Source organism: Nocardioides sp. L-11A (genome assembly GCA_029961745.1).
Classification (GTDB): Bacteria; Actinomycetota; Actinomycetes; order Propionibacteriales; family Nocardioidaceae; genus Nocardioides.
The window spans coordinates 5,267,591-5,287,354 of record CP124680.1 but is presented as its reverse complement, the minus strand read 5'-3'; the positions used below and the strand labels follow the sequence as shown (position 1 = coordinate 5,287,354).

20 protein-coding genes and 1 pseudogene are annotated in these 19,764 nt (G+C 73.7%); 15 read left to right on the top strand and 6 right to left on the bottom strand.

Annotation, left to right across the window (positions count from 1 at the left end; all coding sequences use genetic code 11):
• The first annotated feature begins 15 nt into the window (after positions 1–15).
• The 9 genes from QJ852_25335 (at position 16) to QJ852_25295 (ending at position 9,397) form a co-directional block, all read left to right on the top strand.
• Positions 16–1,203 carry a hypothetical protein gene (locus QJ852_25335; GenBank protein WGX96454.1) on the top strand — a complete coding sequence of 396 codons (1,188 nt, stop codon included), beginning with the start codon at positions 16–18 and terminating at the stop codon, positions 1,201–1,203.
• A gap of 67 nt (positions 1,204–1,270) precedes the next feature.
• Complete coding sequence (locus tag QJ852_25330; protein ID WGX96453.1) at positions 1,271–2,503, top strand: hypothetical protein; 1,233 nt, start codon at positions 1,271–1,273, stop codon at positions 2,501–2,503.
• A gap of 308 nt (positions 2,504–2,811) precedes the next feature.
• Entirely contained in the window at positions 2,812–3,363 is a 552-nt protein-coding gene (locus tag QJ852_25325; protein ID WGX96452.1) for an HD domain-containing protein, read from the top strand.
• A gap of 20 nt (positions 3,364–3,383) precedes the next feature.
• Positions 3,384–4,364 (top strand): ABC transporter substrate-binding protein, encoded by a 981-nt coding sequence (locus tag QJ852_25320; GenBank protein ID WGX96451.1) that lies wholly within the window; start codon positions 3,384–3,386, stop codon positions 4,362–4,364.
• Complete coding sequence (locus QJ852_25315; GenBank protein WGX96450.1) at positions 4,361–5,305, top strand: hypothetical protein; 945 nt, start codon at positions 4,361–4,363, stop codon at positions 5,303–5,305. Before QJ852_25320 ends, QJ852_25315 begins: the two co-directional genes overlap by 4 nt.
• Positions 5,286–6,128, top strand: coding sequence for an ATP-binding cassette domain-containing protein (locus QJ852_25310; protein WGX96449.1), 843 nt, complete (start codon positions 5,286–5,288; stop codon positions 6,126–6,128). Before QJ852_25315 ends, QJ852_25310 begins: the two co-directional genes overlap by 20 nt.
• Positions 6,128–7,753 (top strand): helix-turn-helix domain-containing protein, encoded by a 1,626-nt coding sequence (locus QJ852_25305; GenBank protein WGX99505.1) that lies wholly within the window; start codon positions 6,128–6,130, stop codon positions 7,751–7,753. The genes QJ852_25310 and QJ852_25305 overlap by 1 nt, the downstream gene beginning before the upstream one ends.
• Positions 7,737–8,984 (top strand): FAD-dependent oxidoreductase, encoded by a 1,248-nt coding sequence (locus QJ852_25300; GenBank protein WGX96448.1) that lies wholly within the window; start codon positions 7,737–7,739, stop codon positions 8,982–8,984. The genes QJ852_25305 and QJ852_25300 overlap by 17 nt, the downstream gene beginning before the upstream one ends.
• A 17-nt stretch (positions 8,985–9,001) precedes the next feature.
• Positions 9,002–9,397 carry a RidA family protein gene (locus QJ852_25295; protein ID WGX96447.1) on the top strand — a complete coding sequence of 132 codons (396 nt, stop codon included), beginning with the start codon at positions 9,002–9,004 and terminating at the stop codon, positions 9,395–9,397.
• Positions 9,398–9,484: 87 nt separating this feature from the next.
• Here QJ852_25295 and QJ852_25290 read toward each other — a convergent pair whose 3' ends face one another.
• Entirely contained in the window at positions 9,485–10,183 is a 699-nt protein-coding gene (locus tag QJ852_25290; protein ID WGX96446.1) for an EcsC family protein, read from the bottom strand.
• A 74-nt stretch (positions 10,184–10,257) separates the two neighbouring features.
• On the opposite strand from QJ852_25290, the gene aat reads away from it, so the two are divergent.
• The 3 genes from aat to QJ852_25275 all read left to right on the top strand — a co-directional run bounded on the left by aat (position 10,258) and on the right by QJ852_25275 (position 12,279).
• Positions 10,258–11,013 (top strand): leucyl/phenylalanyl-tRNA--protein transferase, encoded by a 756-nt coding sequence (gene aat, locus QJ852_25285; GenBank protein ID WGX96445.1) that lies wholly within the window; start codon positions 10,258–10,260, stop codon positions 11,011–11,013.
• 163 nt (positions 11,014–11,176) lie between these two features.
• Positions 11,177–11,611, top strand: coding sequence for a hypothetical protein (locus QJ852_25280; GenBank protein WGX96444.1), 435 nt, complete (start codon positions 11,177–11,179; stop codon positions 11,609–11,611).
• A gap of 26 nt (positions 11,612–11,637) precedes the next feature.
• Entirely contained in the window at positions 11,638–12,279 is a 642-nt protein-coding gene (locus QJ852_25275) for a hypothetical protein (protein ID WGX96443.1), read from the top strand.
• A gap of 85 nt (positions 12,280–12,364) precedes the next feature.
• Here QJ852_25275 and QJ852_25270 read toward each other — a convergent pair whose 3' ends face one another.
• Together QJ852_25270 and QJ852_25265 are read right to left on the bottom strand one after the other, a co-directional pair.
• Entirely contained in the window at positions 12,365–12,703 is a 339-nt protein-coding gene (locus tag QJ852_25270; protein ID WGX96442.1) for a rhodanese-like domain-containing protein, read from the bottom strand.
• Positions 12,700–13,608 (bottom strand): LysR family transcriptional regulator, encoded by a 909-nt coding sequence (locus tag QJ852_25265; GenBank protein ID WGX96441.1) that lies wholly within the window; start codon positions 13,606–13,608, stop codon positions 12,700–12,702. Before QJ852_25265 ends, QJ852_25270 begins: the two co-directional genes overlap by 4 nt.
• A 121-nt stretch (positions 13,609–13,729) precedes the next feature.
• Between QJ852_25265 and QJ852_25260 the strand changes: the two are divergent.
• Positions 13,730–14,461: pseudogene (locus QJ852_25260) on the top strand (DMT family transporter).
• Between the two features lie 117 nt (positions 14,462–14,578).
• On the opposite strand, the gene QJ852_25255 reads toward QJ852_25260, so the two are convergent.
• Positions 14,579–15,457 (bottom strand): DNA-formamidopyrimidine glycosylase family protein, encoded by an 879-nt coding sequence (locus tag QJ852_25255; protein WGX96440.1) that lies wholly within the window; start codon positions 15,455–15,457, stop codon positions 14,579–14,581.
• 166 nt (positions 15,458–15,623) lie between these two features.
• Between QJ852_25255 and QJ852_25250 the strand changes: the two genes are divergently transcribed.
• Entirely contained in the window at positions 15,624–16,856 is a 1,233-nt protein-coding gene (locus QJ852_25250) for a hypothetical protein (protein WGX96439.1), read from the top strand.
• Between the two features lie 59 nt (positions 16,857–16,915).
• Here the strand turns inward: QJ852_25250 and QJ852_25245 are convergent, their stop codons facing one another.
• Entirely contained in the window at positions 16,916–17,122 is a 207-nt protein-coding gene (locus QJ852_25245) for a hypothetical protein (GenBank protein ID WGX96438.1), read from the bottom strand.
• Positions 17,123–17,218: 96 nt separating this feature from the next.
• Between QJ852_25245 and QJ852_25240 the strand changes: the two genes are divergently transcribed.
• Positions 17,219–18,439 (top strand): ATP-binding protein, encoded by a 1,221-nt coding sequence (locus QJ852_25240; protein WGX96437.1) that lies wholly within the window; start codon positions 17,219–17,221, stop codon positions 18,437–18,439.
• Between the two features lie 213 nt (positions 18,440–18,652).
• Here QJ852_25240 and QJ852_25235 read toward each other — a convergent pair whose 3' ends face one another.
• On the bottom strand, positions 18,653–19,684 hold the full coding sequence (locus QJ852_25235) for an AraC family transcriptional regulator ligand-binding domain-containing protein (protein ID WGX96436.1): 1,032 nt from the start codon (positions 19,682–19,684) through the stop codon (positions 18,653–18,655).
• Between the last annotated feature and the right edge of the window lie 80 nt (positions 19,685–19,764).

The window sequence follows — 19,764 nt, the reverse complement described above, 5'->3', positions numbered from 1 at the left end:
CCTTAACGTTGGGCCATGAGTCGACGACGCGCCTGGGGCTGGGTGGCCGCCTTGCGGGACGGATCGACGACGCCGTGGCTGGAATGGCCGGCCGACGGCGCTGCCGCTGAGGGCGAGGCCCGCGGCGACGAGCTGCCCGGTGCCCAGCAGCTCGCCCTCCTGCGCCGGCTCAACCTCTACGCCGCCGGGGCCGGGCGCACCGTCCCCACCACCGTCGCCGACCGGGTCCTCGGCGCCGGCGTCTCCGGGCGCGGCCGCAGCGAGCTGGCGCTGGTGGGCGTCGACGATCCCGGGCCGTCCGACCCGCCGGGCCAGTTCGGCCCGCGCCCTGTCGACCCCGACGCACTCGCCGACGACGAGCTGCTGCGGGTCGCCAGCGCCCTGGTCGCCGACGACGTCGCGGTCGCCGCTGCCGTTCCCGACCCCGAGCCGGGTCTCCTCGAACGTGTCCGGTCGGTACGCCGGCCCTGGGTCCGCTCGTTCGTCGTGGTCGGCATGCCCTGGCGCGCCGACGCCGTCCGGGCCGACCTGACCGCGCGGGGCCACCGTCCGGGCGGACGCCGGCCCACGGCGTACCTCCTCGCCGACGACCTCGAGACCGTCCTGGTCCAGGCCTGGACCGCCCGCTGCTTCGACCAGGGCGGGGCGACCTGGCGCGGCTTCGTCCGCGCCAACGCCGGAGCGGGCAACCTGCCGCCGCGCGCCGACGTCGCGCGGATGGCGCGCTCGGCCGCCTACAAGTACGGCGCCGAGCGGGTCCGGGTCGTGCTCGACGACCGGCTGCTGGCCGACGAGCTCGGCGTCCCCCGCCTGGGCGCGCCGCCGCGGCTCGGGGCCCACGCCGTCGACCTGGTCCGCCGGGTGGGGGAGCCCCTCGGGCTGCTCGTGCCGTCGGAGGACCGCCCGGCGCTGCTGCGCGACACTCTCGGCGAGCGCCTCGACGGTCTCGGCGGGCCGCCGCCGAGCCTCCCGCCGCGGTGGGACGGCTGGCTGCGGACCCAGGCCGAGCGCACGCGGCACGACCTCGCCGCCGCTCGCTACCCTGTGCTCGGCGACCTGGACCAGCTGCTGCCGCGCCCGCCGCGGCGCGACCACGACGGACCGGTCGCCCCGGTCGACGCCGAGGTGCTGGCGCTCGCACTGGGCCTGCTCCTCGATCCCGTCACCGGTCGCGGAGGCGCCACGTCCAAGGAGGAAGCGTGAACCACCCGGCCCAGGTCCGCGGCTCCTCCGCCGCACTCCGCCGCCGCAGCCTTCGGTGGGGACTCCGGTGAGCAGGCGGGTCCTTCTGCACGTCGGCACGCCCAAGACCGGGACGTCGTACCTCCAGGACGTGCTCTACAAGAACCGCGGGCGCCTGCTCAAGCAGGACGTCAACTACCCGGCGGACCGGTTCGACGCCCATTTCCTCGCCGCCCTCGACCTGATGCGGCTGCGCTGGGGCGGGCTCGAGGCGCAGGCCGTCGGTGCCTGGGACAGGCTCTCCGCCGAGGTCCGGGCCCATGAGGGCACCTCCATCATCAGCCACGAGATCCTCGCCTCCGCCTCGCGCAGCCAGGTCGCGCGGGCCCTCGCCTCGCTCGGCCACCGGCCGGGCGGCGACACCAGCGACGGCGGCACCGAGATCCACCTCATCCTCTCCGTGCGCGACCTGGTCCGCCAGATCCCTGCCGAGTGGCAGGAGAACGTCAAGCACCGCGCCCGCTTCGGCTACGGCCGCTTCCTGGAGCTGATCCAGGACCCGGAGCGGGCGCACCGGGTCGGCGCCTGGTTCTGGGGCGTGCAGGAGATCCCCGACATCCTCGACCGCTGGGGTGCGGACCTGCCGCCGGAGCGGATCCACCTGGTCACCGTCCCGCCCTCGGGTGGACCGCCCGATCTGCTGTGGGAGCGGTTCAGCACGGCCTTCGGCCTCGGCGAGCTCGACCTCAAACTCACGACGCAGCGTGCCAACCCGAGCCTCGGCGTACCCGAGTCGGCGCTGATCCGGCGGATCAACCGGGTCGCCGCCCGCGACCTGCCCCCGCAGCACTACCGGCCGCTGGTGCGCGAGCTGCTCGCCCACCGCACGCTGTCCAAGCGCACCAAGTCGGCGCGCCTCGGCCTCCCGCCCGACCAGTACCCCTGGGTCACCGACCTGACCGAGCGTTGGATCGCCGAGCTCGCGCGCCGTGGGTACGACGTCGTCGGGGACCTCGAGGACCTCCGGGGCGCGCCCGCGCCGAGCGGCAAATGGGTCGACCCCGACCACCCGCCCGAGCGTCAGGTCGCCGCGGCCGCCGTCGACGCGATCAAGGCGCTGCTGCTGGACAACGCCGAGGCGCACGCCGAGAACGAGCGCCTGCGCCGCAAGCTCGAGGACGCGCGCCGCGAGCTGGTCCGCGCCCGCACCCCGCGGCTGATGCGGTCGATGGAGTGGACCGTGCACAAGCTCGAGAACAGCGGCAAGGGCCGCCAGGCGCTCGAGGTGTACCGCAAGGCCCGCAACCGCGCACCCCGGTAGCGGGAGGTCGGTGCAGGTCCGGCCGCGGATTCATCACGGTAGGCAGGTCAGTCGTTGCTTCCCGTGCGGAGTACCGCTACAGAAGCGGCGGCTCGGCCACATCCCCTGATGAATCCGCGCCGGGAGGAGTCGCCACCTCCCGCTCGGCTTGGCCGATCCGACAAGGAAGGTCGTCCCGGCGACAGCAGGACGGCAACTTGGCCGACCCCCCAAGCAGGACCGGATCGGCTTGGCGATTCGGCCAACGACACCTCCCGACGGCCGTGACTAGCCTGACGCGCACCGAGTCCGACCGTCTGGAGGAGACCATGAACGAAGGACATCTCGGCAGGGCGAGCATCGCGGAGATCCAGGGGGTGGTCCGGTTCGAGGAGGAGGTCTTCGACAACCTCACGAACCGCCTCCTCCACGAGCTGCGCGGCGCGGCCCGGCGCCGCACCCTCAACGTCTCGCAGTTGGAGCACGCCCTGCAGACCGCGACGCGGGCGATGAACGCGGGCGCGGACGACAGGTACGTCGTCGCCGCCCTGCTCCACGACATCGGCGACTCGCTGGCGCCCACGAACCACGGCGACGTCGCGGCCGCGATCCTCCGTCCCTTCGTCGACGACCGGACGTGGTGGGTGGTCAAGCACCACCCGGTCTTCCAGGCGCAGTACTACTACCCCCTGCTCGGCGAGACCTGGGACCCACCGGCAGCCATCGTCGAGCACGAGTTCGCCGCCGCCACGCAGGAGTTCTGCGAGCGGTACGACGAGCCGGCCTTCAGCGAGACCTACACGGCCAAGCCCCTGGAGTACTTCGAGCCCGTGCTGAAGCGGGTCCTCGCCCATCCCATCAATGTGCCGCCCGGCATGTGACGACTGAGAGGTCACCCGGAATGAAGAAGTCAGTCCTGATCACCGTCTCGGCCGCCCTCGCCGTCACCGGCCTCGCCGCGTGCGGCGGTTCGGGCGGTGGCGACGCCGACGGCGTCAAGGTGTGCGTCAACGAGTACGTGACCCTCCCCATCTTCAAGGAGGGGCTCGAGGGTCTGAAGGAGGGGATGGCGGCCTCCGGCTACGGCGAGGACGAGGTCACCTACGACATCCGCAACCCCGAGGGCGATGCCGCGACCCAGCAGACGATCGTCAGCCAGTTCCTGCGCGACGCCGACTGCGACGTGCTGTTCGGCCTGGCGACGCCCGGATCGCAGGCCTTCCTGCAGCCGGGCAGGAAGGCGCCGCTGGTCTTCTTCGCCTCCTCGGCGCCGGTCGAGGCGAAGCTGGTGTCCTCGCTGGAGGAGCCCGGCAACAACACGACCGGGGTCAGCGACCCGCTTCCGGTCGAGCTCGAGCTCGACGCCATGCTGGCGATCGCGCCGGACGTCACGCGGGTGGGCCTGATCTGGAAGAACGGCGACTCGTCGGGCGACGCCCTGGCCGCCCGCGCGATCGCCGCGGCGAAGAAGGCCGGGATCGAGATCGTCGAGTCGCCGATCGCCAATCCGTCCGAGACGACGCAGGCGGCTCGCCTCCTCGTGGGCAAGGTCGACGCGATCCAGGTGGCCGGCGACGGCCCGACGGTCAGCGGCGTCGCCGGCATCCTGAAGGTCGCCGAGGACGCCGGCCTGCCGGTGTTCGGCGGGACGACCGAGTCCGTCGAGCAGGGCGCCCTGGTGGCCGGGATGTACGACTACGGCGCCCTCGGCGTCGAGGCCGGCAAGCTGGTCGCCAAGGTGCTCGACAGCGACGACGCGGGCAGGATCCCGGTCTACGTGCCCGACGCCAGCGCCATGTCGGTCAACGAGGCCGTCCTCGAGCGGCTCGGCCTGCAGGTCCCCGACGGCCTCGAGGTCGAGTACGTCGGGACGTCCTCGTGACGGCGGCGCTCACCGCCCTGGAGATCGGGGCCCAGTACATCCCGTTGGCGCTGGGCATCTACCTCAGCCTGATCGTGCTGAGCCTGCCCGACCTCACGATCGAGGGCTCCTTCGGGCTGGGCGGCGCGACCTGTGCGGCGGTGCTCCAATCGGGCGGGTCGCCGTGGATCGCGGTCGCCGCAGCCATGGCGGCCGGCGGCGCGGCCGGGCTCACGACCGGGTCGCTGCACGTCTTCCTGCGGATGAACACCCTGCTGGCGTCGATCCTGGTCACCGCCGCCTGCTGGTCGATCTGCCTGTTCGTGATGGGCGGTGCGAATGTCGCGCTGATCGGGGTGGAGACGCTGTTCACCCAGGCGCAGGGACTCGACCTCGGGCTGACCGAGGCCAACATCCTGGTCGGCGGGCTCGCCTCGCTCGCGTGCGTCGCCTTCCTCCTGTGGCTGCTCTCGACCAGCTTCGGCGTGTCCATCCGCGCCACGGGACTGAACATCCAGACCAGCAGGGCCATGGGCGTGCGCACCGAGATGCGGCAGTTGGCCGGCCTCGGGGTCGCCAACGCCCTGGTGGGCCTGTCGGGCGCCCTGGTCGTCCAGCAGCAGGGCTTCATGGACGTCTCGATCCAGGTCGGCACGCTCGTCGTCGGCATCGCCGCCCTGGTCCTGGGCAGGACCATCATCCGCAGCGACCGCCCGGTGCTCGCGCTGGCCGCCGTCGTCCTGGGCGTGCTGGTCTACCGCTTCATCGTCGCCTGGACGCTGGAGAACGGCGGCTCGGCGAACAGCCTGCGGCTGGTCACCAGCATCGCGGTGATCGTCGTCCTGGTGGCCCGCAGCCACGGGTCGTCCTGGGCGCGCGGCATCTCGGCATCCGCGCGGGCCCAGCGGCGCCGGATCCAAACCGACTACCTGGAGGCCGATCGTGTCAGCCCCATCCTCTGACTCCCCGCCCAGCCTCGACGTCCGCGGCTGCAGCAAGTCGTTCAGCGGCTCGGGCCGCGACACCATCCGTGCGCTCCGGGGTGCGAGCCTGAGCGTCCAGCCCGGCGAGCTGGTCGCGATCCTCGGATCGAACGGCGCGGGCAAGTCGACCCTGATGAACGTGGTGGCCGGCGGTCTCGTGCCCGACGAGGGCAGCGTGTGGGTGGCGGGACGCGACGTGACCCGCTGGCCCTCGTGGAAGCGGGCCCGCCAGCTGTGGACCATCCGCCAGGATCCCGAGGTCAACGTCATGGGCCGGCTGACCCTCGAGGAGAACCTCGCCCTCGCCCAGGCCTTCACCGGACGGCGTCGGCCCCTGGGGCGACTGCTCACCCGGGAGCGCCGGGAGCGGGGACGAGCGGCGCTCGCCGGGCTGGGCATGGGCCTGGAGGATCGCCTGTCGTCGCTGGGCGCCGAGCTGTCCGGCGGACAGCGCCAGGCGGTGGCCGTGGCGATGGCGAGTGTCGCCGCGCCGACCGTGCTGCTCGTGGACGAGCACGCCGCCGCCCTCGACCCGCGCAGCGGGCGCACGGTGATCGCGGCCACCGGTCGCCTGGTCGCCGAGAACCGGCTGGCCTGCCTGATGATCACCCACAACCTCGATCAGGCCGTGGAGCTGGCCGACCGGGTGGTGATCATGCACCAGGGCAGCATCGCCGCGGACCTGCGCAACCCCGGCCGGGCGCTGACCGCCGGCGATCTCCTCGCGCACTTCGAGGAGGCGACGGGCGGCGACGTACCGGACGTGGTGAAGCTCGCCACCGACGGCGCCGGTCAACGGTGATGCAGCCAGGGGTCTCCGGTGTCCGCCTCGCCCAGCTGGTCCGTGACCTCGGGCCGCTGGTCCGCGACGTCGTGTCCGGCGCGGAGGACCGCGATCCGCTGATCCGCTTCGCCGAGATCGCCGACGGCTCCCTCGCTGCGGTCGAGCCGGCGACGGTGCTGCTCGACGTGGGCGACGGCGCGGCCGACGATCCGTCCGTCGCCGAGACCCTCGGGGTCGCGGCCATCATCGCCAAGCACAGCGCCGAGCTGCGCCGGCGGCTGCTCGCCTCGCCGCGGCTCGGCCGGGCCCATGTCGTGCTCATCGAGCCGCAGGCGTCGTGGTTCCACGTCGCCGGCCTGGTCCGCGAGCGACTGGGTCTGGGGACGTTCGCGGGGACTGCCGGCGGGGACAGCGAAGCCTTCGGCACCGACCTGTTCGAGGTCGCCAACGCCGTCAGCGAGCTCGTCGCCGGTCCGGTGACGATCGAGGATCGCGACTTCACCGTCATCGCGTTCTCCCAGCGCAACCAGGAGGTCGACCCGGCGCGTGCCGCCACCGTGCTCGGCCGCGCCGTACCCCAGGAGTATCGCGACCTGCTCGACGCCGCCGGTGTCCACGAGCGCCTCGCGGAGGCGGAGTCGCCGCTGTACCTCGAGCTCGACGGTCTCCGGCCGCGGCTGGCCATGCCGGTCTGGTCGGGCGGTGTGCTCCTGGGGTCGATGTGGGCCGTCGTCGACGGCCCGGTCGGCCCCGACCGCGAGGCGGCCTTCGCCGACGCGGCCCGCGTGGTGGCGCTGGCCCTCCTGCGTCGGCGGGCGGAGGGGCGCGGTGGCCGCCGGCTGCGCGCGGAGCTCCTGGCCGATCTCCTCTCACGCACGCCCGACGCCGCCGAGGCCCGGACCCGGCTGGGCCTGGCGGACCGCGAGTCCCGGGTCCTCGCCGTCGACCTGACGGGCATCGACGAGGAGGGCCGCTATCGGATCGCCGACGCGGTCGCGCTCCAGCTGACCGCGGCCAGCCCCACGTCGGCCGTGACGACCATGGACGACCAGCTGTACGCCGTCGTACTGACCGAGCAGTCCGCCGTGCGCATCGACGCGCTCGCGTCGCGCATGCTGCGCAGCATCGCGATCCCGGCGGGCTACGTGGCGGTGGGCCGCAGCGCTCGCACCCTGGACGAGCTGATCTACTCCCGCAGGGACGTGGACCGCTCGATCCGGGTCCGGCGCCGGATGGGATCGGGCAGCGAGGTGATGTTCCCCGAGGAGAGCACCCTGGGGGCGGTCCTGATCGCGGCCGAGGACTACCTCCAGTCGGAAGGGGTGGATCCGGTCGACGGCGTCCTCGGCCGGCTGCTGTCCTACGACCGCGACAACGCGACCGATCTGCTGGTCTCGCTGGAGGCCTACCTGGCGGCGATCGGGGATGTCGCGACCGCCGCCCGGCGGCTGCACGTGCACCCCAACACCGTGCGCTACCGCCTGCGGCGAGCTGCCGAGGTGGGCGAGTTCGACCTGCAGGACCCCGACACCGTGCTGCTCACGTGGCTGGGCATCCGCAGGCTGCAGATGACCGGTCCGCCGTCGCTCGCCCGAGGCGTGGGCGGCGCGGCCGAGAGGAGGAATGATGAGGATGGGCAGTGACCGGATCGAACGGGTGGGCGTGGTCGGTGCCGGAAGCACGGGGCTGGCGATCGCATGGTTCCTGCAGCGGGCCGGCGTCCAGGTCGAGGTCCTCGACCGCTCCGGGGTCGCCGCGGGCTCGTCGTGGGGCAATGCCGGCTGGCTGACCCCGGCTCTGGCCGGGCCGCTGCCGGAGCCGGGCATCCTGCGCTACGGCGCCCGGGCGGTCCTGGACCGTCGCTCGCCGCTGCACGTGTCACTGCGCCCGTCGCGGGACCTGTGGTCCTTCCTCGCCCGGTTCGCCCGGAGCTCGACCCGGGCCCGCTGGGCCGACGCGATGGGGCATCTGGCGTCGATCAACGCGGTCGCGCTCGACGCGTTCGACGAGCTCGCCGATGCCGGGGTGAAGGTCGGCGCCAGCGATGTCGACATCCTCGCCGTGGGCCGCACCACCGACGACCTGCATCATCTGGCCGCCGAGGTCGCTGCTGCCGCCGAGGCGGGACTGGACGCGAAGGCGGACGTGCTCACCGGCGCTGCCGCCCGGGAGCTGGAGCCACAGCTGACCGACGAGGTCGGTGCCGGCCTGCTGCTCCGGTCGCAGCGCACGCTCGATCCGGGCGACTTCTGCGAGCAGCTTGCCCACGACATCGTCCGGCGCGGCGGGACGATCCGCCCCGGGGTCGATGTCGTCGCCGTCCATGACGACGGCCGCGGGGTCGAGGTGCGCGACCGGCTCGGACCACCACGGCGCTTCGACGCGGTCGTCGTCGCGACCGGAGCCTGGCTCAGCCGCCTGGTCCGGCCCTACGGCGTCCGGGTCCCCGTGCAGGCGGGGCGCGGCTACAGCTTCACGATGCCCGACCGGCCCGCCGTGGGCCGCCCCGTCTACCTGCCGGCCCAACGGGTGGTCTGCACACCGCTGGCGAACGGGACCAGGGTGGCGGGAACGATGGAGCTCCGCGCGCCCGACGCGCCCTTCCGGGAGGACCGGATCCAGCAGATCGCCGCCGCGGTCGCGCCCTATCTCGCGGGCGAGCTCGGCAGCCGGTCGGACGAGTGGTGCGGGTCGCGGCCCTGCTCGGCCGACGGTCTCCCACTGGTGGGCGCCACCAGGTCGTCGCGGGTGTTCGTCCACGGCGGCCACGGCATGTGGGGCATCACCCAGGGGCCCGCGACGGCCCGGCTGCTCGCCGAGCAGATCCTGGGCCGGCCCTCCGAGATCCTGCGTCCGCTGAGCCCGACGCGATGACCGGGGGAGCGGAGATCATGAGGACCGTGGACCTGCCCGCGCTCGCGGTTCCCGGTGCGCCATTGAGCCATGCCGTCGTCGTGGCGGGCCTGGTCCACTGCTCCGGGCAGGTGCCGCTGGCGCCCGACGGGAGCCTGGTGAGCGACGACGTGGCCGCGATGACCCGCCAGGCGTTGGCGAACCTCGACGCGGTGCTCCGCGCCGCCGGCAGCGCACTGGACCGGGTCGTGCGGACGACGGTGTACCTGACCGACTTCGCCGACTACCAGGAGATGAACCTCGCCTACGCGGAGCTCCTGGCGCATCGGCCCGCGCGTACCTGCGTCCGGGTCGCCGGGCTGCCGTTGGGCGCACGGCTCGAGATCGACTGTGTCGCGGTGGCGGGGCGTGCGGCCGCGGATTCATCACGGTAGGTAGGTCGATCGCCGCTTCCCGTGCGGAGCACCGCTACAGAAGCGGCGGCTCGGCTACATCCCGTGATGAATCCGCGCCCGGCGGGGTCAGGCCTGCGACCGCAACGGCCGGAACTCCCGCCCCGCATAGCGCCCGACCCGGTAGGTGCTCCAGCCGTCGGCGACCGCGCCGACGGCGCCGCCGACGAGCGGTACCCGCTTGCCGACCGTCGTCGCGACCCGCTTGCCGATCACCCGGCCGACCAGCTCGCCCGCCAGCACCGTCGACACGGTCCGGTCCAGGGTCGGGTCGTGCTGGGGCGCGGTCGCGATCGCCATCGGCGGCGCGGGCAGCTGGTGCCGCTTGACCATCGTCTGCACGGTGTCCTCGCCCAGGATGCAGACCAGGATCGCGTTGCGGACCCGGGGGTCGTCGAGGTCGTAGCCGCGGAGGTGGGCGATGCCCGCCACCATCCGGCACTGGATGATCGCGAGCCCGGTGATGCTCGCCGGCGCCACGATGGCAGCCGTGATCAGGCCGCCCAGGTTGGTGGCGAGGCCCTCCACGCCGGCGTACGCGACGTGGTTCTCGATCAGCTCCCGCACCGCCTTGTCGACGTTGCCGTGCTGCTCCTCGAGCTGGATCCGCGCGGCGTGCGCGGCCGGTGGCAGGGGGCCGATGCCCACGAGGGCGCGGTGCAGGGACTCGCGCACGAAGGACTGCGTCAGCCCCGGGGCCAACTGCGTGACCTTCGGGGCGAGCGCCCGCGCCGTCTGCAGCGCCAGACCCTTCTTGAGCGAAGCCATGTCCCGAGACTAGGAGACGCGTCCTAGTCCCCGCGCCCGCCGGCCCTCCCCGCCCGCCCTCCTAGGATCAGCGGGTGCCCGTCGAGCCCGAGCCCAGCCCCTGGGTCTTCCCGAGCCGCGCCGACCTGGCCGCGCTGCCGGTGCTGGACGAGCCCGACGACGAGGACGGCCGGGACGACGCGGCGGACGGTGACCGCGACGGCACCCACGACGGCAGCGACCTCGTGGCGGTGGGTGCCGACCTGGCGCCGGGCACCCTGCTGGCGGCGTACCGGCACGGCCTGTTCCCGATGCCCGAGGGCCGCGGGATCGGCTGGTGGAGCCCGGCCCATCGGGGTGTGCTCCACCTCGACGAGCTGCGCGTCTCCCGCTCGCTGCGGCGCTCGGCGCGCGACTTCGAGGTCCGCGTCGACACCGCCTTCGACGAGGTCGTCGCCGCCTGCGCCGATCCGCGCCGGCCGCACGGGTGGATCGACGGCCGGATCGCCCGCGCGTACGGCGACCTGCACCGGCTGGGCTGGGCGCACTCGGTGGAGGCCTGGCGGGACGACCGCCTGGTCGGCGGTCTGTACGGCGTGGCGATCGGCGGCCTGTTCGCGGGGGAGTCGATGTTCCACCACGTCACCGACGCGTCGAAGGTCGCGCTGCTCGGGCTCGTCGAGGGGCTCCGTGCGGACGCCGACGGAGCCGCCGGGAACCGGCTGATCGACGTCCAGTGGGCCACCCGGCACCTGGCGAGCCTCGGTGTGCGCGAGGTGGCGCGGGCGTCGTACCTGGCGGCGCTGGGCGGGCTGCTCGAGGTGCCGACGGCGGCGTTCTGGCAGCGGTGAGCCTCGGCGCACCGCGCCGGTCATGGATCGGCAACCTGCCGTTCGCCGTCCCGGTGAATAGTCTGAACCGGTGGGGGCAGGGTGACCGCGTGGTCGCCCGCTCGGCCGTGCCCTGTGCGCAGGCGACGCCGAGGCGCCCCGGCTCCCTAGGAAAGGAAACGACATGACCCCGATCAAGCGCCCGCTGGCCGCCGCCGGCGCGGCCGTGCTGCTGGGCCTGACCCTGACCGCCTGCGGTGGCAGCTATCCGACCGACGCGTCGAAGGACAAGTTCTGTGGCGGCGTCGAGGACGTCGTCACGGCCACCACCTCCGTCGCCGGCGAGGAGCCCACGGAGGAGGAGTGGAAGGACCTCCAGAAGGCCTACGGGGACCTCGGCGACATCGGCACGCCCAAGGACATCGGCGACACCGAGCGCAACGGGTTCGAGGTCATCGTCGACACCATCACCGACCTCGACTACGACGAGGCGAAGAAGTCCTTCGGTGACGAGGACGGCGACGACTCCATCCCCGGCGTCTCCAAGGACGACGAGAAGGACGCCGAGAAGTTCTTCACCTACGTCCAGTCCGCCTGCGCCGACCAGTCCGGCAGCTGACCCACATCCCCCGGAAAGGGACCCCGATGACTCTCATGAAGCGCCCGTTGGCCACGGCCGGCGCCACCGTCCTGCTCGCCCTCTCGCTCACCGCCTGCGGCGGGGGAGCGCCGAGCGACGCGTCCGTCGACGACTTCTGCAACGCCGCGGCCGACACCCTCGGCAAGGAGTTCATGACGGCCTTCCAGGAGAAGGACTACGACAAGCTCGAGGACATCTTCAAGAAGGCGGCGGAGAAGGCGGCCGACATCGGCACGCCCAAGGACATCCCGGACGACGCGCGCGAGGGATTCGAGCTCCAGCTCGACGCGTACGAGGACCTCGACGCCGACGACATCAAGAAGGGCCTCGAGGCCGAGGCGGGCGAGGACCCGTTCGCCGACGAGTTCTCCAAGGAGGAGATGAAGAAGGTCGAGGCGTTCACGACGTACCAGGCCGAGACCTGCGCCGACGTCGACGCGCCGGACAGCGAGGACCTGCCGGACTCCGAGGACCTTCCGGACGTCGACGATCTCCCGACGGACGGCCTGCCGACCGACGGGCTGCCGAGCGGGTTCCCGTCCGACCTGCCCACGACCCCGGAGGATCTCGAGAGCATGATGTCGGAGTTGGGCACCGGGCTCCCGAGCGAGCTGCAGAGCCTGCTCGAGGAGCAGCAGGGCCAGTGACGCCCTGACCCGGTACGACGCACGGCCCCGCCGACCAGGTACGCCTGGGCAGCGGGGCCGTGCGCTGTGTCGGGGGAGAGAGCGGTCAGACGACGTACGGCGGCTGGTCGCCGTCGGCGACCATGGGCCGTCCGGCGCGCTCCCAGCCGAGCATCCCGTCGGCGAGGTTGACCACGTCGTAGCCCTGTTGCGCGAGATAGGCGACCGCGCGCGCGGAGCGGCCGCCGCCCTTGCAGACGACCAGCGTCTGGGGCGCCTCGAGCTCGACGAACTCCCCGAGCCGCGCGGGCAGCTCCATCAGCGGGATGTGCACCGCGCCGTCGATGTGCCCGGCGGCCCATTCGTCGTCCTCGCGGACGTCGAGCACCACGAGGCCCGCGGGCAGCGGGTCCGGCACGCTGTCGATCTCAGTCGTCGGGATCATGCGTCCAGCCTAGGCGTGGCGGCGTGGAGGGCGGCGGCGACCGCCTCGACGGCGGGGGTGCGGGCCGGCCGGGTCAGCAGGAACACCTCGCGGCCGAGGGGTCCCTCGGCCAGCGGGCGCGCGGCGAGGCCGGTGTCGCGCCGGTCGAGGGCGAGGTCCGGCAGCAGTGCACCCGCCCCGGCGGTGCGGGCCATCTCCAGCAGGATGCGGAAGTCGTCGGAGCTGTAGCGCACGTCGGGCTCGAAGCCGCCGAACTGCCGGCACACCCGCAGGTGCATCGCCCGCTGGCCGGTCCCCGGCTGGCACGCGGCCCAGGCCAGCCCGGCGAGCCGTCCGATGGACACCCGCGCCGCGCGTGCCTCGGGGTGGCCGGCGGGGAGGACGACCTGCAGCCGCTCGCGGAGCAGCCGCTCACGGCGCAGGTCGGGATGCAGGACCCGCGGCTGGTCGTCGTACTCGTCGCCGATGACGAGGTCGAACTGGTGCAGGCGCAGGCCCGGCGCGGTCACCTCGACCTCGGCCTCGGTCACCTCGACGCGGATGTCGGGGTGGCTGGCCGCGAGGTCGCGCACCGCCGGTGCCACGATCCGCAGCATCGCCGACTGGAACGCCGAGACCCGCACCGGCCCGGCGGCGCGGCCCGCGGCGAGCGTCGCCAGGTCGGCCTCGGCCGCCTCGACACCCTCGAGCAGGGTGATCGCGTGTGTCACGAGCACCTCGCCCGCCGCGGTCAGCCGGACGTTGCGGCCGGTGCGTTCGAGCAGCGGCGTGCCGGCCTCGCGTTCGAGGACGGCGAGCTGCTGCGAGACGGCGCTGGGGGAGTACCCGAGCGCGGCGGCGGCCGCGTGGACGGTGCCGCGGCCGTGGACCTCACGGAGCAGGCGGAGGCGGTGCAGGTCCAGCATCTGTTCACGATATCTGAACAATCAGGGCCACGAAGACGTGATGGACGTGAACGATCGACGCCCGGACGATGGAGCCGTGGGTGCCCTGTACTGCTTGCTCTCCGCCGTCGGCTTCGGCCTGATGGCGGTCTTCGCCAAGTCCGCGTACGACGAGGGCGTCTCGGTCCCGGCGCTGCTCCTGGTGCGCTTCGGGCTGGCCGCCGCGGTCCTGCTCGTGCTCGCCGCCGGCACCGGCGCGCTGCGCGGCCTGACCCGGCGCGCGGTGCTGGTCGGGCTGGCCATGGGCGTCTTCGGGTACGCCGTGCAGGCGTCCTTCTACTTCTCGGCCCTGCGCCACCTCGACGCCTCGCTGGTCGCGCTGGTCTTCTACGTCTACCCGGTCACGGTGATGGTGGCCTCGATCGCGATCGGCCGGGAGCGGCCCTCCGCCCGCCGGGGCGGGGCTCTGCTGGTCGCCCTCGGCGGCATCGGCCTGGTCCTCGTCGGAGCCGCGACCGGGCAGTTCGACGGACTCGGCGTCCTGCTGTCGCTGGGCGCCGCCGCGACGTACACCGGCTACATCGTGATCGGCGACCGGATCACCGCCGGCACCCCGCCGCTGGCCCTCGCTGCTCTGGTCTGCACCGGCGCGACCGGTGCGCTGCTGGGTGTCGGCACCGTGCGCGGCCTCCCCGACCTCGGCTTCGGGGCGGCCGGCTGGGGGTGGCTGACCGCCCTGGTGCTGATCAGCACCGTCGCCTCGGTGCTGCTGTTCTTCGCCGGCCTCGCCCGGGTCGGCCCCTCGACCGCGGCCATCCTGTCCATCCTGGAGCCGGTCGTGACCGTGCTCAGCGCCGCGGTCGTGTTCGGGGAGGTGCTGACCGCGCCGCAGTGGCTCGGCGGCCTGCTCGTGCTCGGCGCGGTGGTGCTCGTCCAACTCCCGGGCCGACGACCCGGCCGGCGACCCGGCCGACGACCCGGCCGGCCGGAGCTACTTCAAGAGCTTGCTCATCCGGCGGTCGGCGAGGGGCTTGCCGCCGGTCTGGCAGGTGGGGCAGTACTGGAGGCTGGAGTCGGCGAAGGAGACCTCGCGCACGATGTCGCCGCAGACCGGGCACGGCTTGCCGGTCTGGCCGTGCACCGCGAGATGTGACTTCTTCTCCTTCTTCAGCTCGCTGGCCGCGAGCCCGCGGGAGCGCTCGACCGCGTCGCCGAGGGTGTCGCGGACGGCGGCGTAGAGCGTCGCCAGCTCCTCCTCGGAGAGGCTGTCGGCCGGCTTGAACGGCGACATCCGCGCGGCGTGCAGGATCTCGTCGGAGTAGGCGTTGCCGATGCCCGCGATGGTGCCCTGGTGGCGCAGCACGCCCTTGAGCTGCTTGCGGCCGGCATCGGCGAGGATGCCGGCGAGCCGCTCGGGTGTGAAGTCGTCGGTGAGCGGGTCGGGACCGAGGCTGGCGACGCCGGGGACGTCCCCGGGCTCGCGGACGAGGTAGAGCGCGAGCGACTTCTTGGTGCCGGCCTCGGTGATGTCGAGGCCCGGCGTGACGCCGTCCTGCTCGTCGAGCACGATCCGCACCGCCAGCGTCGACTTGGTGCTCGGCCGCGGCGGCAGCGCGGGGACCTCGTCCTTCCACCGCACCCAGCCGGCGCGGGCCAGGTGGAGCACGAGGTGCAGGCCGCTCGCCTCGATGTCGAGGAACTTGCCGTGCCGGCGGACGTCGTCGACCAGCGCGCCCTCGATCGCCGTCAGCGGCGGATCGTAGGTCTTGAGTGCGCTGAACGCCGCGATGTGGACGCGGGCGAGCGCACGTCCGGCCAGCCGGCCCCGCAGGTCGAGGGCCAGGGCTTCCACCTCGGGCAGCTCGGGCACAGGTGCCAGCCTAGGGCGCGTCTCCCAAATCCCCGCCTGCTACGCGACGTGATCCGGGACTTCGTCCTGTTTCCGGCCGCGTGCCATGACCCGCTCCGCGCCGCTGCGTTGGTCGGTCGTCGGCGCCGCTCGGGGCCCTCCACCCGCTACCTAGAAGGGCTTTCCCATGCACAGCAGGCACCTGACCCTGGGTTCGCTCGCCCTCATGGCGGTCCTCGGCACCGGTACGGGGCTCCTCGCGCCCGTGGCCACCGCAGCCGCCCCCGGCGTCCCGTCGCCGTCCGGTGACCCGCGCGGCTGCGGCCAGCCGGAGGTCCCCGCGCAGTGGGCCAGCGTCGAGCACCCCGCCGTCACCCGGACCGTCGACGCCGTCACCCGCACCGAGTGGCGCTGGCAGCGTGCGGTCGGGACGCTCGAGCGGGAGTACGCCCGCGAGACCGTCGCCGCCGTCCTCCTCGTGCACTGGAGCCGTACGGTCGAGGGCGTCGAGCACGAGCACGCCTGGACGGTGATCGACCGCCCCGCGCGGGCGGGCTCGCCGGAGGAGGGCCATCACGAGACCCGGGTGGTCGCGCCGGCCGTCGTCGAGGAGCAGGCGGAGTACGTCCAGCAGCAGACCGGGCGCACCCGATGGGAGCGCGCGGGCTGGAACGCGGGGGAGAACGGCAACGGCTGGTCGCCGACCGGCCGCACCCGCAGCGTCGAGACCACCCCGGCGGTCACCGAGGACGTGTGGGTGGTCGACCGCGCCGCCGTCCCGGCCGAGCCCGAGGCGTCCCACGAGGAGACCGGCTGGTTCGCCACCGGTACGACGCCGCCCGCCGGCGCGGCGCCGACCGGCCGCACCCGCGCCGTACCGTCCGCGACCGAGGAGAGCGACCTGCCGGTCGGCGAGCAGCCGGAGGGCGAGGGCTGGGTCGAGGGCGCCACCGCCGAGATCTCGGCCGCCGAGGAGGAGCGGGTCTGGCTGCCCGACGGCACCGCCCCCGACCCGGGGTTCGTGGCGACCGGCGCGACCCGTACCGGGACCCCGCGCGTCGAGAGCACCGCCGCCACCTCGGCACTCCCGCCGGCCGGCGGCGGCTGGACCGTGCTGCCCGGCTCGGCCGTCGACGTCGTGGCGGCGGCCGCCGGCGAGGTCGTGGTCGAGCCCGCCTGGGTCGAGGACTTCGTCCTGGTCCCCGGTCAGCCCGCGACGCCGCCCTGCGCCGATCCGGGCGCGCCCACCACGCCCACGGAGTCCGCCGTGCCCACCGGGCTCCCGGTCGTCGTACTCCCCGCCGGCGTGGCGGTGCCGGACGGCGCCGTGGCCCCGGCCACCGCGCTCGCTCCCGGCGCCCACCCGGCCCCCGCGTCGGCGGTGACTCCCGGCAGCGCGTTGCCCGCCAGCGGCGCCTGAGCCCGCCTGAGCCCGCCGAGCCGGTGCTCCGCCGCGATCAGGCCGCGATCAGGCCGCGATCAGGCCGCGATCAGCGCGACGCTCAGCGAGACGAGGCAGACCAGGCCGACGAGGCCGATCCCGAGGACGACCAGCGCCACCGTCCGCATGCCCGGCGTGTGGTCGACCGAGCCGGATCGGTAGGCGAGGGCGCGGATCACCCCGGCCGGGAGGGTGCCGGCGGTCACGATCAGCGCGACCGACCAGGCGAAGAGCACCGGATCCATGTCTCCGCGGTGCCCACCGGCGCCGGTCCCAGACCGATGATCCGACACGCTAGCGATGTATAAGGAACCCGCTAGAGAGGCCGATACCGTCGGATCATGGACCCGATCCGCAACCCGTACGCACCCGGCGCCGGGCAGCGCCCGCCCGAGCTCGCGGGCCGCGACGAGCAGCTGGCGGCCTTCGAGGTCGTCCTCGAGCGGGTCGCCCGTGGCCGTCCGGAGCGCTCGCTCGTGCTCACCGGGCTGCGCGGCGTCGGCAAGACGGTCCTGCTCAACGCACTGCGCTCGGCGGCGGTCCGCAAGGGCTGGGGCACCGGCAAGCTGGAGGCCCGGCCCGACCAGTCACTGCGCCGGCCGCTCTCCTCGGCGCTGCACCAGGCCGTGCGCGAGCTCGGGCCGGCCGCCCAGGAGCCCGGGGACGACGGCGCCACCCACGTGCTCGGAGTGATCCGCTCGTTCGCCCAGCGCGAGGCCGGCGCGGATGCCAAGCTGCGCGACCGGTGGTCGCCGGGGATCTCCGTCCCCGCCGTCCGCGGCCGCGCCGACTCCGGCGACGTCGAGATCGACCTGGTCGAGCTGCTCACCGACGTGGGCGGGCTCGCGGCCGACGCCGGCAAGGGCGTCGCGGTGTTCATCGACGAGATGCAGGACCTCGGCGCCACCGACGTGTCCGCGCTCTGCGCCGCGTGTCACGAGCTCAGCCAAAACGGCCTGCCCGTCATCGTGGTCGGCGCCGGACTGCCGCACCTGCCGGCGGTGCTCTCGGCGAGCAAGTCCTACTCCGAGCGGCTGTTCTCCTACCAGCGCATCGACCGTCTCTCGCGCGAGGCCGCCGACCGGGCCCTCGTCGCGCCGGCCGCCGAGGAGGAGGCGGCGTTCACGCCCGAGGCCCTGGCCGCCATGTACGACGCCACGCGCGGCTACCCGTACTTCATCCAGGCCTACGGCCGCTCCGTGTGGGACCTCGCGCCCCGCACCCCGATCACCGCCGACGACGTCGCCGTCGCCGGCCCGGAGGCGGAGGCCGAGCTGGCGGTCGGCTTCTTCGGCTCCCGCTACGAGCGCGCGACGCCGGCCGAGCGCGACTATCTGCGGGCGATGGCCGACGCCGCGGTGGCCTCCTCCGACGACGGCGTCGAGGACCCGGTCGGCTCGGTGGCCACCGCCGACGTCGCCGGGGTGCTCGGCAAGAAGCCCCAGTCGCTCTCGCCGGCCCGCGACGCACTGCTCAAGAAGGGCCTGATCTACTCCGGCGAGCGCGGCCGGATCGCGTTCACGGTCCCCCACTTCGGGCGCTACCTCCGCACCCAGGCTTAGGGCGCGTCTCCCCGATCCCCGCCTGCTACGCGACGCTTCCGACTCGATCCGGCTGCGTTGGCGTCGCTCGAAGGGCGATCCGGCACGACGTCGCTCCGCCGCCTTGCCAGATCGGCCGGAAACGCCGCTCGCGACGGCGCCGATGTGAGAGACACACCTAGATGACTGATTCCGTGGGATCGTGCGAGCGAGCGTGCGAGACCTCGGAATCACTCAGCGGTCGGGTCCGTCCTCCGCCGCCTGCTCCGCGCGGCGGTATGCGCCCGGGGTCCGCCCCGTCCAACGCTTGAACGCGCGCACGAAGTTGCTGGGGTCGGCGTACCCGAGGAGCCGGGCGATGTCCTCGACGCCCATGGCCGAGCCGCGCAGCAGCCGCAGCGCCTCGGCGCGCCGGGCCTCGGTCGAGAGGTCGTGGAAGGTGGTGCCGGTGGCGTGCAGGCGGCGCTTGAGGGTGCGCGTGGACATGTGCATCGCCGCAGCGACGGCCTCCAACCCGAAGCCGGCGCCGCGGGCGCCGAGCAGTGCCTGCACCCGCGCGACGACGTCGTCGGTCAGGCCGATCCGGTCGCGCTCCCCGGAGAGCTCCTCCTGCGCCAGCCGGGCGGCGACGGCGTTGGCCGTGTCGAGCCGCTCGTCGAGGCGTTCGACGGGGAAGCGCACCTGGTGCACGCCGGTGCCGAACCGGGCGGGCGGCAGACGGTCGCGGTAGCGCGCGAAGTGATCCGGCTCGGCGCCCTCGAACCACAGCTCGACGTCGCCCTGAGGGCGCCCGGTCAGCGCCGGGGTCATCCGGGCGAGACCGGTGAGGAAGAGGTCGAACATGCACTGGCGCACGTCGCCGAGCGGACGCGTCTCGCGGACGTCGACCGCGGCCTGGCCGCCGTCCAGGACGAGGCCGAGTGTCAGCATCGGCAGTCGGACACCGCTGTACTCCACCCCCAGCTCGATCGCGTCGCGCAGGGTCGCGGAGGTCAGCAGCCCGAACCCCATGATGCCGTGCGAGGTCAGGCTGCTGCGGAGCCCGATCTCGTAGCCCAGCCCGGGCTCCCGGGTGAGGTTCATACCGTGCAGCAGCAGGTGGCCGGCCTGGAGCGGGGTGAGCCGGCCCTGAGGGTCCGCGAACGCCGTCGCGGACAGGCCGGCCGCGGCCAGGAGCTCGGTCCCGACGCCGAAGGAGGCGGCCACCTCCTCGATGAGCAACCCGTAGCCGACCGGCACCACGGGCTGGTCGAACCACTCGGTCATGGGCCACTTCCTACCTCCGCTGGCCCCGAATGACAACGACCTTGGCCTCCTCGGCCCTGGTCGCGTGCGGTTCCTCGCGC

Excerpts from the sequence above, each read along its gene's own strand:
- QJ852_25335 (WGX96454.1), top strand. The coding sequence starts at position 16 with ATGAGTCGACGACGCGCCTGGGGCTGGGTGGCCGCCTTGCGGGACGGA.
- QJ852_25325 (WGX96452.1), top strand. The coding sequence starts at position 2,812 with ATGAACGAAGGACATCTCGGCAGGGCGAGCATCGCGGAGATCCAGGGG.
- QJ852_25320 (WGX96451.1), top strand. The coding sequence starts at position 3,384 with ATGAAGAAGTCAGTCCTGATCACCGTCTCGGCCGCCCTCGCCGTCACC.
- QJ852_25305 (WGX99505.1), top strand. The coding sequence starts at position 6,128 with ATGCAGCCAGGGGTCTCCGGTGTCCGCCTCGCCCAGCTGGTCCGTGAC.
- QJ852_25300 (WGX96448.1), top strand. The coding sequence starts at position 7,737 with ATGAGGATGGGCAGTGACCGGATCGAACGGGTGGGCGTGGTCGGTGCC.
- QJ852_25295 (WGX96447.1), top strand. The coding sequence starts at position 9,002 with ATGAGGACCGTGGACCTGCCCGCGCTCGCGGTTCCCGGTGCGCCATTG.
- QJ852_25290 (WGX96446.1), bottom strand. The coding sequence starts at position 10,183 with ATGGCTTCGCTCAAGAAGGGTCTGGCGCTGCAGACGGCGCGGGCGCTC.
- QJ852_25280 (WGX96444.1), top strand. The coding sequence starts at position 11,177 with ATGACCCCGATCAAGCGCCCGCTGGCCGCCGCCGGCGCGGCCGTGCTG.
- QJ852_25275 (WGX96443.1), top strand. The coding sequence starts at position 11,638 with ATGACTCTCATGAAGCGCCCGTTGGCCACGGCCGGCGCCACCGTCCTG.
- QJ852_25270 (WGX96442.1), bottom strand. The coding sequence starts at position 12,703 with ATGATCCCGACGACTGAGATCGACAGCGTGCCGGACCCGCTGCCCGCG.
- QJ852_25265 (WGX96441.1), bottom strand. The coding sequence starts at position 13,608 with ATGCTGGACCTGCACCGCCTCCGCCTGCTCCGTGAGGTCCACGGCCGC.
- QJ852_25250 (WGX96439.1), top strand. The coding sequence starts at position 15,624 with ATGCACAGCAGGCACCTGACCCTGGGTTCGCTCGCCCTCATGGCGGTC.
- QJ852_25245 (WGX96438.1), bottom strand. The coding sequence starts at position 17,122 with ATGGATCCGGTGCTCTTCGCCTGGTCGGTCGCGCTGATCGTGACCGCC.
- QJ852_25240 (WGX96437.1), top strand. The coding sequence starts at position 17,219 with ATGGACCCGATCCGCAACCCGTACGCACCCGGCGCCGGGCAGCGCCCG.
- QJ852_25235 (WGX96436.1), bottom strand. The coding sequence starts at position 19,684 with ATGACCGAGTGGTTCGACCAGCCCGTGGTGCCGGTCGGCTACGGGTTG.